At 58.2% G+C, this 15,545-nt stretch carries 13 protein-coding genes and 1 tRNA gene; 7 read left to right on the top strand and 7 right to left on the bottom strand.

Features of this window, described 5'->3' with window-relative positions; translation table 11 throughout:
• Window positions 1-99 precede the first annotated feature (99 nt).
• On the top strand, window positions 100-957 hold the full coding sequence (folD, locus tag GH656_RS05695) for a bifunctional methylenetetrahydrofolate dehydrogenase/methenyltetrahydrofolate cyclohydrolase FolD (protein ID WP_153074979.1): 858 nt from the start codon (window positions 100-102) through the stop codon (window positions 955-957).
• 423 nt (window positions 958-1,380) lie between these two features.
• Complete coding sequence (locus tag GH656_RS05690) at window positions 1,381-3,477, top strand: M3 family metallopeptidase (RefSeq protein WP_153074978.1); 2,097 nt, start codon at window positions 1,381-1,383, stop codon at window positions 3,475-3,477.
• Between the two features lie 169 nt (window positions 3,478-3,646).
• Here GH656_RS05690 and dinB read toward each other — a convergent pair whose 3' ends face one another.
• Entirely contained in the window at window positions 3,647-4,777 is a 1,131-nt protein-coding gene (gene dinB / locus GH656_RS05685; protein ID WP_153076572.1) for a DNA polymerase IV, read from the bottom strand.
• A gap of 1,029 nt (window positions 4,778-5,806) precedes the next feature.
• Here dinB and GH656_RS05680 point away from each other — a divergent pair.
• The 3 genes from GH656_RS05680 (at window position 5,807) to GH656_RS05670 (ending at window position 7,569) form a co-directional block, all read left to right on the top strand.
• A complete protein-coding gene (locus GH656_RS05680; RefSeq protein ID WP_153074977.1) occupies window positions 5,807-6,439 on the top strand; it encodes a hypothetical protein in 633 nt (210 codons plus the stop codon).
• 243 nt (window positions 6,440-6,682) lie between these two features.
• A complete protein-coding gene (locus GH656_RS05675; RefSeq protein WP_153074976.1) occupies window positions 6,683-7,270 on the top strand; it encodes a hypothetical protein in 588 nt (195 codons plus the stop codon).
• 101 nt (window positions 7,271-7,371) lie between these two features.
• Entirely contained in the window at window positions 7,372-7,569 is a 198-nt protein-coding gene (locus tag GH656_RS05670) for a hypothetical protein (protein ID WP_153074975.1), read from the top strand.
• Window positions 7,570-8,006: 437 nt separating this feature from the next.
• Here GH656_RS05670 and GH656_RS05665 read toward each other — a convergent pair.
• The 3 genes from GH656_RS05665 to GH656_RS05655 form a co-directional block, all read right to left on the bottom strand.
• Window positions 8,007-8,083: transfer RNA gene (locus tag GH656_RS05665), tRNA-Met, on the bottom strand.
• A 67-nt stretch (window positions 8,084-8,150) separates the two neighbouring features.
• A complete protein-coding gene (locus GH656_RS05660; RefSeq protein WP_153074974.1) occupies window positions 8,151-8,438 on the bottom strand; it encodes a hypothetical protein in 288 nt (95 codons plus the stop codon).
• Between the two features lie 75 nt (window positions 8,439-8,513).
• Window positions 8,514-9,032 carry a hypothetical protein gene (locus GH656_RS05655; protein WP_153074973.1) on the bottom strand — a complete coding sequence of 173 codons (519 nt, stop codon included), beginning with the start codon at window positions 9,030-9,032 and terminating at the stop codon, window positions 8,514-8,516.
• Window positions 9,033-9,303: 271 nt separating this feature from the next.
• On the opposite strand from GH656_RS05655, the gene xth reads away from it, so the two are divergent.
• On the top strand, window positions 9,304-10,080 hold the full coding sequence (gene xth / locus GH656_RS05650; protein WP_153074972.1) for an exodeoxyribonuclease III: 777 nt from the start codon (window positions 9,304-9,306) through the stop codon (window positions 10,078-10,080).
• 41 nt (window positions 10,081-10,121) lie between these two features.
• On the opposite strand, the gene ntrC is transcribed toward xth, so the two are convergent.
• The 3 genes from ntrC to glnA all read right to left on the bottom strand — a co-directional run bounded on the left by ntrC (window position 10,122) and on the right by glnA (window position 14,449).
• Window positions 10,122-11,633: a nitrogen regulation protein NR(I) gene (ntrC, locus tag GH656_RS05645; RefSeq protein ID WP_153074971.1), complete on the bottom strand. Its 1,512-nt coding sequence runs from the start codon at window positions 11,631-11,633 to the stop codon at window positions 10,122-10,124.
• Window positions 11,634-11,668: 35 nt separating this feature from the next.
• Complete coding sequence (gene glnL / locus GH656_RS05640; RefSeq protein WP_153076571.1) at window positions 11,669-12,811, bottom strand: nitrogen regulation protein NR(II); 1,143 nt, start codon at window positions 12,809-12,811, stop codon at window positions 11,669-11,671.
• A 222-nt stretch (window positions 12,812-13,033) separates the two neighbouring features.
• Window positions 13,034-14,449, bottom strand: a complete 1,416-nt coding sequence (glnA, locus tag GH656_RS05635) for a type I glutamate--ammonia ligase (RefSeq protein ID WP_153074970.1) — start codon at window positions 14,447-14,449, stop codon at window positions 13,034-13,036.
• A 545-nt stretch (window positions 14,450-14,994) separates the two neighbouring features.
• On the opposite strand from glnA, the gene GH656_RS05630 reads away from it, so the two are divergent.
• On the top strand, window positions 14,995-15,459 hold the full coding sequence (locus tag GH656_RS05630) for a rhodanese-like domain-containing protein (RefSeq protein WP_153074969.1): 465 nt from the start codon (window positions 14,995-14,997) through the stop codon (window positions 15,457-15,459).
• The last annotated feature ends 86 nt before the right edge of the window (window positions 15,460-15,545 follow it).

The raw sequence follows: 15,545 nt of genomic DNA, 5'->3' as shown, positions 1-15,545 counted from the left end.
ATGCGACGGCTTTCACCTCCAGTCCGCCTTAAAACGCCTCTACAGCCGCTACCGCATCCGCGACTCCCTGCCTCCGAACGCCCACTCCTCGACCGACCCATGACAGCCAAACTGATCGACGGCAACGCCCTCTCAAAAACCCTGCGCACCGATGTTGCCCGCCGTGCCGCCCTCCTCACCGCCCAGGGGCACCAGCCAGGTCTGGCCGTCGTGCTGGTTGGTGACAACCCGGCGAGCGAGGTCTATGTCCGCAACAAGATCAAGGCCTGCGAGGACAATGGCCTGCGCTCGTCGTGCGACCGTTATCCGGCGACGCTGACACAAGCCGAACTGCTGGCCCGGATTGATGCGCTGAACCGTGACCCAGCGATTCACGGCATCCTCGTGCAACTGCCGCTGCCGCCGCATATCGACAGCCATCAGGTGATCGAAGCGATTGCCGCCGAGAAAGATGTCGATGGCTTTCACGTCGCCAACGCCGGTGCGCTGATGACTGGCAAGCCGCTCTTTCGCCCCTGTACGCCATATGGCGTGATGAAAATGTTTGAGGCGCATGGCATCGCGCTGGCCGGTGCAAACGCAGTGGTCATCGGCCGCTCGAATATCGTCGGCAAACCGATGGCGCTGATGCTGCTCGACGCGGGCGCAACCGTCACCGTCTGTCACAGCAAGACCCGCAATCTGGCCGCGCATACGCGGATGGCCGATGTGGTGGTCGCCGCCACCGGCATCCGCAACCTCCTGCGCGCGGACATGGTGAAGCCCGGTGCCACCGTGATCGACGTCGGCATGAACCGTGACGACGCGGGCAAGCTATGCGGTGACGTCGATTTCGCCGGAGTCAGCGAGGTAGCGGGCTACATCACACCGGTGCCAGGCGGCGTCGGCCCGATGACCATCACCATGCTGCTGGTCAACACGCTGGAAGCAGCGGAGCGTGCGGCTGCCCAAGCTTGACGTGCCAGGGAGGCTTGGGAGGCCCTGAGATCCTGAAGACTCCAACGCTCAAGCCAGCGCTCCCAGCTTCACTTGCCTCTGCTGAAACTTCACCCCCAGCGCCTGCCGCGCCCAAGCTCCCCGGGCGGCAGGCAGCAGGCAGTAAGTAGCCAGAATCAACCTGCGTGGCCCGAACAGGACGGGTCCGTACTTCACCTCCGGCACTTATGCCCCCTCTGAGGCCCCTTCCGGCAGCCAGCAACGCAGCCACCTGCCCTGTCTCACGCCTACACGACCACCTCACCCCACCTCACGCCGCGTCTTTCAAACTTCTGCTAGTTTGCCGGTTGGAATCGGCCTTTACGGCCCCATCATCGGATAACCCGGCCTCACCGCGCGAGCGCGCATGAGCGCCCCTTCACCCGCGACTCACAGGAAGCTCCCATGTCTATCTCCCAACCGGCATCTGGCAATCCGCTGAATCCGCTGCTCGATTTCTCCGATCTGCCCCGTTTTGGCGAAATTCGCCCGGAACACGTCACGCCCGCACTCGATGTCCTGCTGGCCGCCGCGCAAACTGCAGTCGAACGCGCCAGCGCACCCGCCACCCCCGCTTCATGGGCCGATGTGGTGGAACCCGTCGAACGCGCCACAGAACCGCTCGCCCGCGCCTGGGGCATCGTCGGTCATCTGAATGCCGTCGCTGACACCCCCGAATTGCGCGCCACCTACGGCGAGAACCTGCCCCGCGTCACCGAGTTCTGGTCGAGCGTCGGGCAAAACCTCGCGCTGTACGAGAAATACAAGGCGCTAAAAGCCAGCATCGAGTTCGAAACGCTGTCGCACGAGCGCAAAAAAATCCTCGATAACGCAGTGCGCGACTTCCGCCTCTCTGGTGCCGAGCTGCCCGAGGAGCAAAAGCCACGTTTCGCTGAACTGCAAGAGCGCCAGGCCACGCTGGCAAAAAGCTACTCCGACCACGTGCTCGATGCGACCAACGCCTACGCGTATTTCGTCCAGCACGAGCCAGAACTGGCAGGCCTGCCCGAAGACGCGATCGCAGCCGCGCGCGAAGCAGCTGAGCGCGATGGCAAAACCGGCTGGAAATTCACGCTGCACTTCCCGTCCTATTTCCCCGTCATGCAGTACGCCGAACATCGGCCGATGCGCGAAACGCTTTATCGCGCTTACGTCACGCGCGCTTCAGAGCAAGGCGTCACCTATGGCGGCGGCCAGCCCGCATGGGACAACACCGGCAACATCGCCGAGCAGCTCGCGCTGCGTGCCGAAGAAGCAAAAATGCTTGGGTATGCGAATTTCGCTGAAGTCTCGCTGGCGTCCAAGATGGCGCAATCACCCGCCGAGGTCATGCGTTTTCTCGATGACCTCGCGGTGCGCGCTCGCCCGCATGCCGAACAGGACTGGCGGGAACTGCGCGAATTTGCCGCCAGCGAGCTGGGATTAAGCGACTTGCAGCCGTGGGACATGACCTTTGCCGCTGAACGGCTGAGGCAGCAACGCTATGCGTTTTCTGAAAATGAGGTGAAGCAGTACTTCCCTGAAGATGCTGTGCTCAAAGGGCTCTTCAAAGTCACCGAGACACTGTTCGATGTGCGCATCCGCCCGGATACCGCGACCGTATGGCACCCGGATGTGCGGTTTTTCCGGGTCGAACGCCAGGACGGCGCGCTGATTGCCCAGTTCTATCTGGACCTGTACGCCCGCGAAGGCAAACGCGGCGGTGCCTGGATGGACGACGCCCGCACTCGCCGCCGTCACGCCCAGGGCGTGCAAACCCCGGTGGCTTACCTGACCTGCAACTTCTCCGCGCCGGTGGGCGGCAAGCCCGCCTGCTTCACGCACGACGAAGTCATCACGCTGTTCCATGAGTTTGGCCATGGGCTGCATCACATGCTGACGCGCGTCGACGAATCAGGCGTTTCTGGCATCAATGGCGTGGAGTGGGATGCGGTCGAACTGCCGTCGCAATTCATGGAGAATTTTTGCTGGGAATGGGATGTCCTCAGCGATATGACGTCACATGTCGAGACCGCGGCACCGCTGCCACGCGCGCTGTTCGACAAGATGCTGGCCGCGAAGAATTTTCAGAGCGGGCTGGGGACGTTGCGGCAAATCGTGTTTTCGATGACCGATATGCGTCTGCACGTCGATTTCGATCCAGCAGGCCCGGCCAGCGCGCTTGAGCTCGCGCGTGAAATCAACCAGCAATATCACGTGATTCCACAGGCGGAATTTTCACGCTGGCTCAATACCTTCAGCCATATCTTTGCCGGTGGTTATGCCGCTGGGTACTACAGCTACAAATGGGCTGAGGTGCTGTCCGCCGATGCTTACGCGGCATTTGAAGAAGCCGCGCAGGCAGGCAACGGCAGCGTGCTCGATAGCGCAACCGGCACGCGTTACCGCCAGGAGATTCTTGAAGTGGGCGGCAGCCGCCCCGCGATGGAATCGTTCAAGGCATTCCGGGGCCGCGAGCCTAATGTCGATGCCCTGCTGCGGCACAACGGCATGAGCGCCTGAAGCTGGCCCACGCCGCTCTGGCTCGCTCAGCGGTACTCGCCAATGGCCGGATGAGCAGAAGTGAAGTGTCTGAAGCGGTGCCCTGCGCTCAAAGCAGGGCACCGTTTTTTTTATGGCTTATCACCGCGCGCCCCATGCACGCGAATCAGCTAGTACCCGCAGCGGCATTTCATACAGCGCCGGAAGCGCGTTCAGCCTGCTCAGCTGGTGGCGCATCAAACAAGCCAAACTGCCCGTCTGGTGCCAGGCCATCCTCCTCCAGCCGCACCCCAACGCCCAATAACCGCACCGGCTGCTGACGCCGCGCGAAACCTTTTTCCAGCAGCGCCAGCAAGGTTGGCAGATGAGTCGCGTCACCTACGCATTCGACCGTCGTTCGCTGAAAATCCGCGAAGCGAATCTTGACGAACAACTTGCGTACCGCAGAGGCCGCCTCAGCACGGGCAATCCGTCCATCCAGCAATGCACTCAGACGGACGAGCTCCGCGGCGCAGGCTTCGAACGTACGTAAATCGGTCACATAGGTGGTTTCGACGCTGACGGATTTGCGCTCCCGGTCAGCCTGCACAGGACGCTCGTCGATACCGCGCGACAGCTCATACAAGCGCGTGCCAAATGTGCCGAACTGATGATGTAGAGCGACCAGTGGCCATTCGCGCAACTGCGCGCAGGTGGTAACGCCCAGTTTTTCGAGCTTTGCCGCCGTGACCTTGCCCACGCCGAAAATCTTGCGCACTGGCAAAGCCGCCACGAACGCATCGATTTCATGCGGCCGCACGACGTGCAGGCCATCGGGCTTGTTCCAGTCGGAGGCAATCTTGGCGACGAACTTGTTCGACGCGACCCCGGCAGAGACCGTCACGCCGACGATGGCACGCACCCGCTCACGGATTTCGGCGGCCATCAGCGTCGCACTGCCCCGGCAGCGATCCGTGTGCGTGACATCAAGATAGGCCTCATCGAGCGACAGCGGCTCAACTTCAGCGGTGTAGTCGTGATAAATCGCCATGATCTGGCGCGACGCGGCGCGGTATTTTTCCATTGCCGGGGGCAGGATCAGCAGCCCCGGGCATTTGCGCAACGCGAGCGCCGATGACATCGCCGAATGCACGCCAAAACGCCGTGCTTCGTAATTACAGGTGGCAATCACACCACGCTGGTCAGGCTGACCACCCACGGCAAGCGGACGGCCCCGCAATGACGGGTCATCACGCATTTCAACGGATGCATAAAAACAGTCGCAATCGCAATGAATGATCTTGCGCGATGGCGACGAAGTAATAGCGGACGAAGGGGGAATACGTTCAGGGGACGGCACGATGTCGGTACTGTACAAAAATACAGTGGTTTGTTCAAGGTGTAGCTGAATCGGGGTATTTCCCTTCTTCGTACCTCGCTCTTTTCCTGCTCTAGCGCAGATTCATAAAATGCTCGATAAGCGCAATCCGATTTGTCTAAAAGCGTTGTATTTCGCTTAAAAAAGCGTGTTAACCCAAATCCTCCAGTTCATTTGGCGCTAAATTGCCGCTCATTAAAAATTAGTAAACCGAATGAGACCAGATGAAACAAGGCAATAAACGACTTTTGTTCAGCCGTCTGAGAGTGGGGCGCGCTGTGGTTAAAGCAGGCACCCAGGCCACTGTTCAGCAAACGCAGCAAGCCGGGACTGGCTGTTACGGCGCTACGGCAAACGTGGCGGGCACTTCAGGTACCGTTCATTTGCCTTTGTGAGATGGTGCGACTGGCACGGCGATCAATAATGTGGTGTATGGCAGAAATGACAGCATCATAGGTCAGGTATTACGGTCGGTTACACAACCGGTAAGGCCGCTGAATCGTGGATTAACTCCTCTCTCCGGCCAACTATAAACAACGCCAATAGGTGGGCTACAAGTGGTGTTTGGTCGGGCAGCTGCGAGCGCAATTGAGCAAATATTGCGGCCAAATCCTGGTCAATTTACTGTTGGTTTTGCGACCGGCATGGCATCGAAGCCAGTCATGGATCGGTTTCCTTTTTATGGTCCGGTTATCAATGAAGGACTTGAACTCTGGAAAAATTCAGCCGCGTCCGATCAACGTCAAGATCACCTGAACAGGAAAAACAACTGATTGAAGATGGAAATTTAAAAAAAATAGCTTCGAATTCCCTTTGTAATATTAGGGATTATTTTAGTTACTGAATCAGTGCACATTGGACTAAATTCGATTGCTGCAAAATTGGCATTTATTGCGGGCATTGTCATTGCTACGACTGGCGACTATGCATCCCAGGCGCACATGCTAAAAATCAAGCCTTTCGATAACAGTTACAAGAAGGCGTGCAAGAGTTATGAAACAAAGAAAAAGGAGAAATAGAATGTTTTTAAAGAAATTACTGGGCGCCGCATTCATTACCGCGATTTGCATGAGCGGTTGCACATTTCTACCGCAGCCAAAACATTATGTGGAAACAGCCTCGCCTACTTATGATCCAGCCATAGCGGCAAGAATCCGAATTCTTGCCGCTAATGGACAGCAACAAGCGACTTTTACTCCTGGAAAGGATTGCTACACGCCGTTTCCCGGAAAAGATAGCGAGAAAATTATCGTAAATGATGGTTATTTCTCGGCGATTAAATACTCGTCCACAAGTCTTACGATAGGAATGCCATTAAGTCCTCGGCCCTGGATGCGGACGGACGGATTGATTTTTAAAGATTTTATTAAAGAATATGTGGTGGCAGCAGATAAGCCGCTGACAGTTTTAATATCGTCAGTGGGTTCAGCTGGGAATACTTATATATATTGCACTCCGCCAAGAATGACTTTTACTCCAAAACCTGGGCGGAATTACGACATTTTTATGGAACATGGCAATAAACAATGCTGGATTTCTGTTCGCGACATTGATGAAAAAGGCGCAGACATGCCTGTTGCGATGAAAAAGGCGGGTAAGTGCAGCCCCAGCGAGATGACAAATTAAAATTTTTCATCGAAACAGCAGACCCCGACGCTGGTGTTGACCGGGCCGCTCACGCCCGCGGTCGTGCCGTGAACGATTGAAGTCTTGCGCCGGGGGATGCCTTTGCGGGCCGTTCCAAGGTTGCGAAAGCCCCGCGGCGGGCTGCAAGGAAGCCGCGCATGTCCTTGATGTTCGCCCCGCTTCGGCGGGGCCTTTTTCTTCCTGCCTCATAATGCTGCGTGTTTCTCACTCGACACCTTCAGCATGGCCATTACCTTCCTCGGGCTCGACAAGGAACATTGGGACTTCATCAATTCGTTCGCGAACTGGATCGCAGCGTTCGGCACGGTCGGCGCGGTGATCGTTTCCCTGTGGCTTGCCCTTCGCCCCGAACGTGTCCGGCTCAAGGTTACGGCGATGATCGTGGTGGTCACGGGAGGGCCCGGAGGACCCGCCCAGTGGCCACGCTACGTGGGTATTACGGCGACCAATACCGGGCAGCGTGGCGCCCGGGTCCTCAGTGTCGGATGGGTCTACCAAGACCGGCCGAAAGGAAAGCCCCAGCACCTGTACCAGAAGACCGACTCGAGGGATGGTATGTCTTCCCCGCTGCCCGTCACGCTCAGCGACGGCGAGCAGGCCAGCTGGTACACGCCTATCTCACCGTGGCTCGACAATCTTCCCCGACTTGAACCGCAGGACTGGCGGCAGATGGTCGACACGTTCCGCCTGCAGGTTTACACCTCACTCGGACAGACGTTCGAAGTGCCGATCGGTGACGACCTGAAGGCACGGATGAGCGAAGTTTTCGAAAAGGCCGAAGCGGACAGCACGCCGCCTTCGTCGGCCTGAGGTGCAGGACGCATTCATTGCGGACGCAAACCTTGAACCTCTGTCGAGAGCCGATGTTCTATGACGCGACCTCATCGAGAAAATTCACACCTGGGGCGTTCATGAAACCGATCACAGCCAAAGAAGTTGCAGAGAAGCTCAACCGTTATGTGCAGTTTCTTGAAGCAGAATCATCCCGGCTGTCTGCAATCAAAGGTCTCGCCGAGATCAATTATGATTTCTTCGTCGGCATTGACGCCGAGATCGTGCGAACGAAAGAGATTGCGCACCGGCTTTCCTTGCGTGACGGTGAAATCTGATCGTTTTACGCAGTGCTGCTCGCGGTCCGTTACCTGAACAGTAAAGGGCGAACGTCGAACTTCCGTTGAATCAACGGGAGTCTCGAAGGAAGGCGCGTCCAACAAGGAATTCCAGTATCGGTCATCGACGGCTCGCTCGGACTCGATGACGCGTATCACGAAGCGAACCATCAGGACAGCCAGGCAGAGCGGCGAAAACTGCCAGCGGGGCCACCAGAACGGCCACGGGACGTCCGCGCAGGCCGGTTGATATGCTCGCAAGGGCAGGCGTCACGAAAGCCGCCAGAGCGCCGGAAAACAAAAAACCCGCTCGGGGCGGGTTTGATGGTGCGACGGAAATCTGCGGATTTTTGGCGGTTTTTGCCTACCGGTTGCCCAAATTCCAAAAAAACGAATCTTCCGGAAAGGGCGTAAATCGCGGAAAGCCTTGCTGGTATTGGTTGCGGGGACAGGATTTGAACCTGTGACCTTCGGGTTATGAGCCCGACGAGCTGCCAGACTGCTCCACCCCGCGTCAGAGAGACCGGATTGTACGGCCCGATGCTCCTGCCGTCAAACAAAGCCGGAAACTATTTTTCATGTCACAGATCCGCGACCGAAGCGCCGTCGATCTTGCCATCAATAATGTCCGCGCCGTACTGGCTCGCGCTGCGCTTGGCCACGCCAAAATCTGCAATCGTCAGCGCCAGAGTCTGGCGGAACACGCGGCTCGCTTTCGAGCCGCTGATCGCGCCAGGACGGCAGATGCGCACTGCGATGTCGTAACCTTCCGCCTGCCGTTTGTGACCATCGAACTTGTCAAATTTGCGGGAGAACACCAACGGGTGCACTTCGAAATCCTTATAAAACGCAGGATATAAATCAGCCATGGTGTTTCTCCCAGAATAATCAGATGAGTGTCGCGCCACTATACGCTGCGCCTGATCGGCTCAGGAGATATATTTTCAGGTTGCAAGCGGAAGTGACCGAGCCTTACGCCGCGGCGCTTGCGCCTGACTTTTATTTAAAGAAATATTCGCATCTTTTTTATTTATATGAGACTCATCACGTTTTTGTTTTTTATCACATTCCGCCATAAAATCTTCAAGCGAATCAGGTTGAATCCTTATCACATCATAATTTTCAGACTTGACTGAATAGAGCTCCCTCCAAACTGCCAAACCCAAAACCAAAATCCCGATAGCAGCCACCCGGTAATTTGCGCGCGCCTCATCGACAAACGTCAGGCAGGCATCAGAGTCACAAGCGCGTTTGTGCTGCTCGCATATCCGCTCGCCAAACAAAAACACCCCGCCGACAAACGCCACAAGCAAAGTGGCACGCCAATCAACTTTAGAAAAAACCTGCTTGACGTTCCTAAGCTCGCCATGCACTTTAAAAAATCCCACCTGGAATGCCTGCTGATCAGCAGGCACTCCAGGTTTTTTGAATACATTTAACTTAAGACAATTGCCATTTCCCATAATTCAGCCATTTTTCAAAAATTCGCGCGTATCGTCTATGTGATAAAAACCCAAACAAAACTATCAACACCTAAGTAACGCGCAAATACCAATGGTTCCACTGCCGCAGAACAATCGCAGTGGCCCCTAGCCCGCTTCACGCGCATCCGGCTATCTGATAGTGGGTTCTGGCACACTTCGGCTTCATGCAAAATCGGCAAGCGCTGCGAATCGCTACCCTCTCCCGCCTCAATCCGCCCTAACCCAACTCCATCAAGCCTCGGAATGTCCCGTGAAAATCGCCACCTGGAACGTCAACTCCCTGAAAGTCCGCCTGCAACATGTGATCGACTGGCTGGAACTCAGTCAGACCGACGTGCTGTGTCTACAAGAACTCAAACTGACAGACGATAAATTCCCGCGCGCCGAACTTGAGGCAAAGGGTTATCGAAGCTGGTTTGCCGGCCAAAAAACCTATAACGGGGTTGGCATCCTGGTGCGCGAAGGTCTGAGCGTCGATGACGCCACCGTGGTGCGCAATATTCCCGGCTTTGATGATCCGCAGCAGCGCGTCATCGCGGCCACGGTTGAAGGTGTGCGGATCATCTCCGCTTATTTTCCAAACGGCCAGGCACCCGGCAGCGACAAGTTCGACTACAAGCTGCGCTGGCTGGCGGCGCTGCATGACTGGATCGCGGCCGAGCTGCAGCAGCATCCCAAACTGGCTCTGCTAGGTGACTACAACATTGCTCCGGAAGACCGCGACGTTCACGATCCAAAGGCATGGGAAGGCCAGAATCTGGTCTCGCCCGAAGAGCGCGCCGAGTTTGTGCGGCTCACCACGCTTGGGCTGGTTGATGCATTTCGTCAGTTCGAACGCCCGGAAAAAACCTTCACGTGGTGGGATTACCGGATGCTCGCGTTCCGCCGTAACGCTGGCTTGCGCATTGATCACATCCTGCTGTCGGCCGCGCTCGCTCCCGCTTGCAGCGCCTGCGACGTCGACCGCACGCCACGCAAATGGGAACAGCCGTCCGATCACGCGCCCGTCTTCGCCCAACTCGATTAAACGGCACAGCTGAGGCCGGTGCCGGAGCCCGGCTCCGGCGCTTACGGCTCCAGATCCAGCTCCTGGATTTTGCGCGTAATCGTATTGCGGCCAATGCCAAGCCGCTCAGCGGCTTCGACCTTACGGCCGCGCGTGAACTCAAGCGCTTCGCGGATAATCGCCGCCTCAAAACGCTGCGCTAGCGCAGCCATCACGTCAGCACTGTTCTCTCTTAGCAACCGCGCGACTTCGCTGCGCAAGCCGCTCTCCCAGCCTGCGCCTGGCACCGTCACCCCGGGGGACGACGGTGCGGTGTGCCCGCCCGGTGCCAGCGGCGGTGCATCAGCGCCCTCCTTGATATGCAAATTGCGCCCGGCTTCCAGCGTCTGGGCCGCATTCATCTCGAACACGCTCCGGTGTCCAGGCAGCAAATCGGGGGGCAAATCTTTGATCTCGACCGTCTGCGCGGGTGCCATCACGGTCAGCCAGTTCGCCAGGTTCTCCAATTGGCGCACGTTGCCCGGAAACGGCAGCGAGGCCAGATGTGCCAGCGTCGCATCCGACACCCGTTTGGGTTCAACGCCAAGCTCACGCGCGCTCTTTTGCAGGAAGTGCCGGGTCAGCAGCGGAATATCCTCGCTGCGCTCACGCAGCGCAGGCAAACGCAGCCGAATCACGTTGAGCCGGTGAAACAGGTCTTCGCGGAACTTGCCCTGGCGCACACGGGCGTCCAGGTTCTGATGCGTCGCGGCGATCACCCGCACATTCGCGCGCACCGGCTGATGCCCCCCAACGCGATAAAACTGGCCATCCGACAGCACCCGTAGCAAACGTGTTTGCAGATCAAAGGGCATGTCACCAATTTCGTCGAGAAAAAGCGTGCCATTTTCAGCCTGCTCGAAACGCCCGATGCGCTGTGCCTGGGCGCCGGTAAATGCGCCGCGCTCGTGGCCAAACAACTCGGACTCCAGAAGATCTTGCGGAATCGCCGCGGTATTCAATGCGATAAACGGCCCGCCTGCCCGTGGGCTATGACGGTGCAGCGCCCGCGCCACCAGCTCCTTGCCGGTGCCCGATTCGCCCGTCACCAGCACGGTCGCCACCGAATGCGACAAGCGGCCAATCGCGCGAAACATGTCCTGCATCGCGCTCGCCTGGCCAAGCATTTCGGGGGTGTCGGCGCTCCGCTCATCCACCGTTGGCACGTGGAGCATGCTTTCATCCACCGCGCGGCGAATCAGTTCCACCGCGCGGTCAACATCGAACGGCTTGGCCAGATATTCAAACGCGCCGCCCTGAAACGCCGACACCGCACTATCCAGATCAGAAAACGCGGTCATGATGATCACCGGCAGCCCCGGCAACCTGTCGCGCACGACCTGCAGCAGATCCAGCCCCGAGCCCCCTGGCATGCGGATATCGGAAACCAGCACCTGTGGGCTGTCGTGCTCTAGCGCGGAGCACGCATCGCGCACATTGGCGAAACTACGCGTCGGCAGGTTGTCACGGGCCAGTGCTTTTTCGAGCACCCAGCGGATAGATTCATCGTCATCTACGATCCAGATCGGCTTCATATAGGTCGGTCAGAAAGATTAAAGGCCAGCGGGTGTCAAGCCGCGAACGGCAACAGAATCTGAAACTCGGTGTGCCCAGGGCGGCTCTCGACTTCGATCAAGCCGTCGTGCTGCTGCACGAAGGTTTGTGCCAGCGTGAGCCCGAGACCACTGCCATCCTCGCGCCCAGAAACCAGCGGATAAAAAATCCGGTCGCGAATGTCATCCGCGATGCCAGGGCCGTTATCAATCACACGCAAATCCAGTGCCAGCTTGCTAAGCCGTTTGGCAATCGTGACCTTACGCGCCACGCGCGTGCGCAGCTCGATGCGGGCCGTGCCCTGGGCAATCTGCTCGCGCAGGGCCTGGGCAGCATTGCGCACGATATTGAGCAGCGCCTGGATCAGTTGTTCTTTGTCGCCGCGCAAGTCGGGCACGCTCACGTCGTAATCGCGCCCAATCGTCAGGCCTTGTGGAAACTCCGCGAGAATCACCGCGCGCACGCGCTCGCAAACCTCATGAATATTTACGTCACCGACGATATGTGGATGACGGTGCGGCTCCAGCAAACGGTCCACCAGGGTCTGCAGACGGTCGGCCTCTTTGATCACTACCTGGGTGTACTCGCGCAAGGCCCCGCGCTCGCGCGCATCCAGTTCGAACTCAAGCAGTTGCGCAGCACCGCGAATCCCGCCCAGCGGGTTTTTGATTTCGTGCGCCAAGTTGCGGATCAGTTGCTTGTTGACCGCACTCAGATCGTGAATTCGCTCTTCACGATCGGTACGCAGATGCCGTTCGTTTTCGAACAGTTCGAGCAGCACATAATCTGGCGCGCTTTCCAGAAAGCCGATCACCGCATGAACCGGCAGTGGCTCGTGGCCAGGGCGTTCGAGCACGGCATCGAGGTGAGTCGCCTGGAAACGATGCTCCGCAATCGCGGCAATCGTCTGTGTCAGTTCGTCGGCATTGGTGAAGATGTCGTGCCACGCCATTTGCGCCAGTTGCCTGCGCGATAGCTCCAGCATGGATTCGGCCAGCGGATTGGCAAACGCCACGCGCAGCGAAGATTTCTCCAGCACCAGCACCACGGCAGGAAACGCATCGAAACCTGGCAGCAAACCAGAATCGAGCAGCGGCTGTGCCTCGGAGAGTGGCTCAGCCTGCGCATGCCGGACTGGGCCCAGATTCTTCAGAGCCATCTTGCGCATCGGGTCTGATCCATCGGTTGACGGGTTATTTGATTGGTTAGCCCAACTGAGCGGCTGGCTAACTTGTGCCAAACCCGCGCGGCCACCTGGGCGTAAGGCCTGTCGCCGCCAGTACAACGGCAAAGGGACGGCACCGCCGTCCCTTTGCCCTCCCAGCAGACGCGTTGCGGGTGCTTCGCCGTTGGCCGTGCGAAGCACCCGCACCGGTACGACTTACAGCGAGTAATACATTTCGAACTCGATCGGGTGCGTCGTCATGCGGAAACGTTGCAGCTCGCCCGCCTTCAGTTCGAGATACGCGTCCAGCATCGAATCAGTGAACACCCCACCGCGAGTCAGGAATTCACGGTCTTTATCGAGCGCGTCCAGCGCCTGATCGAGCCCAGCGCAGACGGTAGGGATGCGCGCATCTTCTTCCGGTGGCAAGTCGTACAGGTTTTTATCGGCTGCTTCGCCCGGATGAATCTTGTTCTGCACGCCATCCAGGCCCGCCATCATCAGCGCGGAGAAGCACAGGTACGGGTTAGCCATCGGGTCCGGGAAGCGGGTTTCGATGCGGCGGCCTTTCGGGTTCGACACGTGTGGAATGCGGATCGAGGCCGAACGGTTGCGCGCCGAATACGCCAGCTTGACCGGTGCTTCATAGTGCGGCACCAGACGCTTGTACGAGTTGGTGGTCGGGTTGGTGATCGCGTTCAGCGCATGGGCGTGCTTGATGATGCCGCCGATGTAAAACAGCGCGAACTCCGACAAGCCTGCATAGCCATTGCCCGCGAACAGGTTCTGGCCATCTTTCCAGATCGACTGGTGCACGTGCATGCCCGAGCCGTTATCACCGACGATCGGCTTCGGCATAAACGTCGCCGTCTTGCCGTAGGTGTGCGCGACGTTATGGATGATGTACTTCATTTGCTGGGTCCAGTCAGCGCGCTGAACCAGTGTCGAAAAGCGGGTGCCGATTTCGTTCTGCCCCTGGCCTGCCACTTCGTGGTGGTGCACTTCGACCGGAATGCCGATCTGCTCCAGCAACAGACACATTTCCGAGCGGATGTCCTGAAACGAATCGACTGGCGCAACCGGAAAATAACCGCCCTTCGCCCCTGGACGATGGCCCGTATTGCCGCCTTCGAATTCTTTGCCTGACGACCACGGCGCTTCTTCTGAACCAATCTTGACGAAGCAGCCGGACATATCGGTATTCCACTGCACCGAATCAAAAATGAAAAATTCAGGTTCCGGGCCAAAGTACGCGGTGTCGCCAAGGCCGGTGCTTTTCAGGTAAGCCTCAGCGCGCTTGGCAAGCGAGCGCGGATCGCGCTCATAGCCTTTACCGTCGGCTGGCTCAACCACGTCACAGGTCAGCACCAGGGTTGATTCTTCGTAAAACGGGTCGAGAAAGGCGGTATCCGGGTCTGGTACGAGCAACATGTCCGATGCCTCAATGCCCTTCCAGCCCGCAATCGACGAACCATCAAAGGCATGGCCGCTTTCGAATTTATCGTCATCGAATGCCGAGACCGGCACCGAAACGTGTTGCTCTTTGCCTCGTGTATCGGTGAAACGAAAATCGACAAACTTGACGTCTTCGTCTTTGACGATCTGCATGACGTCAGCCACGGATTTACTCATAACCTATCTCCTGATTAACGAATTCGGCGGAATCTGCCGCCGCTTGAAGCGAGTAACACTGTTTCAATATGCCGCCCAGACTGCGACACGCAGCCCGAAACGATGAACCGCTATAAACCGCTATGAACCGGTTAATGGGAAGGCTCTTAAGCATCATCTGTGCCATGTCCGCATCAGCCTGCTGCATCAAGACGTGGCGTCAGCGCCCGGCAGCCCTGATTTCCCCCGGAACCCTTGTGTTGCAACCGCAACCTGGCAGGCTTGACGCACCCTTTCGAGCCACTCGCACGCCGCACCAGTGGCAAGCAGCATGCCTACCTCATTGGCGCGCGCGAGTGATTTTGGTGCGTGGCCAGCATTTTGCACCGATATAGCGCATTCAGCGTGTGCAACGCACCGTGAGCCATCAAATTCCCCTCGAACTCGACGCTTGTGGCGTGGCCCGGCAATCTCTGACATTGCCGCTCAGCACCGCTGCCACCCGCGCCAGCCCCGTGCCGGGACAGCGCTAGAATGCCCGTTTGCCAAACAGGACAAAGATCGCCATGAGTACGCTTGAACAGCTTTACACCCAGGCCAGCCAGCGGCGCACCGGGAACCCGTTGCCCTACGCGGGGGCGATGTCACCTGCTGAAGCCTTCGAATTCATGCAACTGGAACGCCACGCCCGCCTGATTGATGTCCGCACCCGGGCAGAACTGGACTGGGTCGGCCGGCCAGTCACAGACGACGGGCAATATCTCCATCTCGAATGGCTCCGCTATCCGGGCGGGGTCCTCAACGCAGAATTTATTGAGCAGTTGCGCGCGGCCGTTCCACTGGATGCGCCGCTGCTGTTTCTCTGCCGCAGTGCGGCGCGCTCCAAACTGGCGGCCACGGCAGCCAGCGCAGCCGGGTTCAGCCGCGCATTCGACCTGCTGGAAGGGTTTGAGGGAGACAAAGACAGCCAGGGCCATCGCAAGACGGTGTCTGGATGGTGTTTTCGTGGTTTGCCCTGGATTGGTGCTTGATGCGGTTGCCGGTTGCCGGTTGTCCTTGCTCGTTGCCGCCACCAGTCACCGTGGCAATAGCTGCCACACGTTAACCTGCGGCGGTA

Source organism: Paraburkholderia bonniea (genome assembly GCF_009455625.1).
In the GTDB taxonomy this organism is placed as follows: domain Bacteria; phylum Pseudomonadota; class Gammaproteobacteria; order Burkholderiales; family Burkholderiaceae; genus Paraburkholderia; species Paraburkholderia bonniea.
Note: the sequence above shows the minus strand (reverse complement) of the source record. Positions and strands in the feature narration are given on the sequence as shown.

Excerpts from the sequence above, each read along its gene's own strand:
- folD (WP_153074979.1), top strand. The coding sequence starts at position 100 with ATGACAGCCAAACTGATCGACGGCAACGCCCTCTCAAAAACCCTGCGC.
- GH656_RS05690 (WP_153074978.1), top strand. The coding sequence starts at position 1,381 with ATGTCTATCTCCCAACCGGCATCTGGCAATCCGCTGAATCCGCTGCTC.
- GH656_RS05680 (WP_153074977.1), top strand. The coding sequence starts at position 5,807 with ATGAAACAAAGAAAAAGGAGAAATAGAATGTTTTTAAAGAAATTACTG.
- GH656_RS05675 (WP_153074976.1), top strand. The coding sequence starts at position 6,683 with ATGGCCATTACCTTCCTCGGGCTCGACAAGGAACATTGGGACTTCATC.
- GH656_RS05670 (WP_153074975.1), top strand. The coding sequence starts at position 7,372 with ATGAAACCGATCACAGCCAAAGAAGTTGCAGAGAAGCTCAACCGTTAT.
- GH656_RS05660 (WP_153074974.1), bottom strand. The coding sequence starts at position 8,438 with ATGGCTGATTTATATCCTGCGTTTTATAAGGATTTCGAAGTGCACCCG.
- GH656_RS05655 (WP_153074973.1), bottom strand. The coding sequence starts at position 9,032 with ATGGGAAATGGCAATTGTCTTAAGTTAAATGTATTCAAAAAACCTGGA.
- ntrC (WP_153074971.1), bottom strand. The coding sequence starts at position 11,633 with ATGAAGCCGATCTGGATCGTAGATGACGATGAATCTATCCGCTGGGTG.
- glnL (WP_153076571.1), bottom strand. The coding sequence starts at position 12,811 with ATGGCTCTGAAGAATCTGGGCCCAGTCCGGCATGCGCAGGCTGAGCCA.
- glnA (WP_153074970.1), bottom strand. The coding sequence starts at position 14,449 with ATGAGTAAATCCGTGGCTGACGTCATGCAGATCGTCAAAGACGAAGAC.
- GH656_RS05630 (WP_153074969.1), top strand. The coding sequence starts at position 14,995 with ATGAGTACGCTTGAACAGCTTTACACCCAGGCCAGCCAGCGGCGCACC.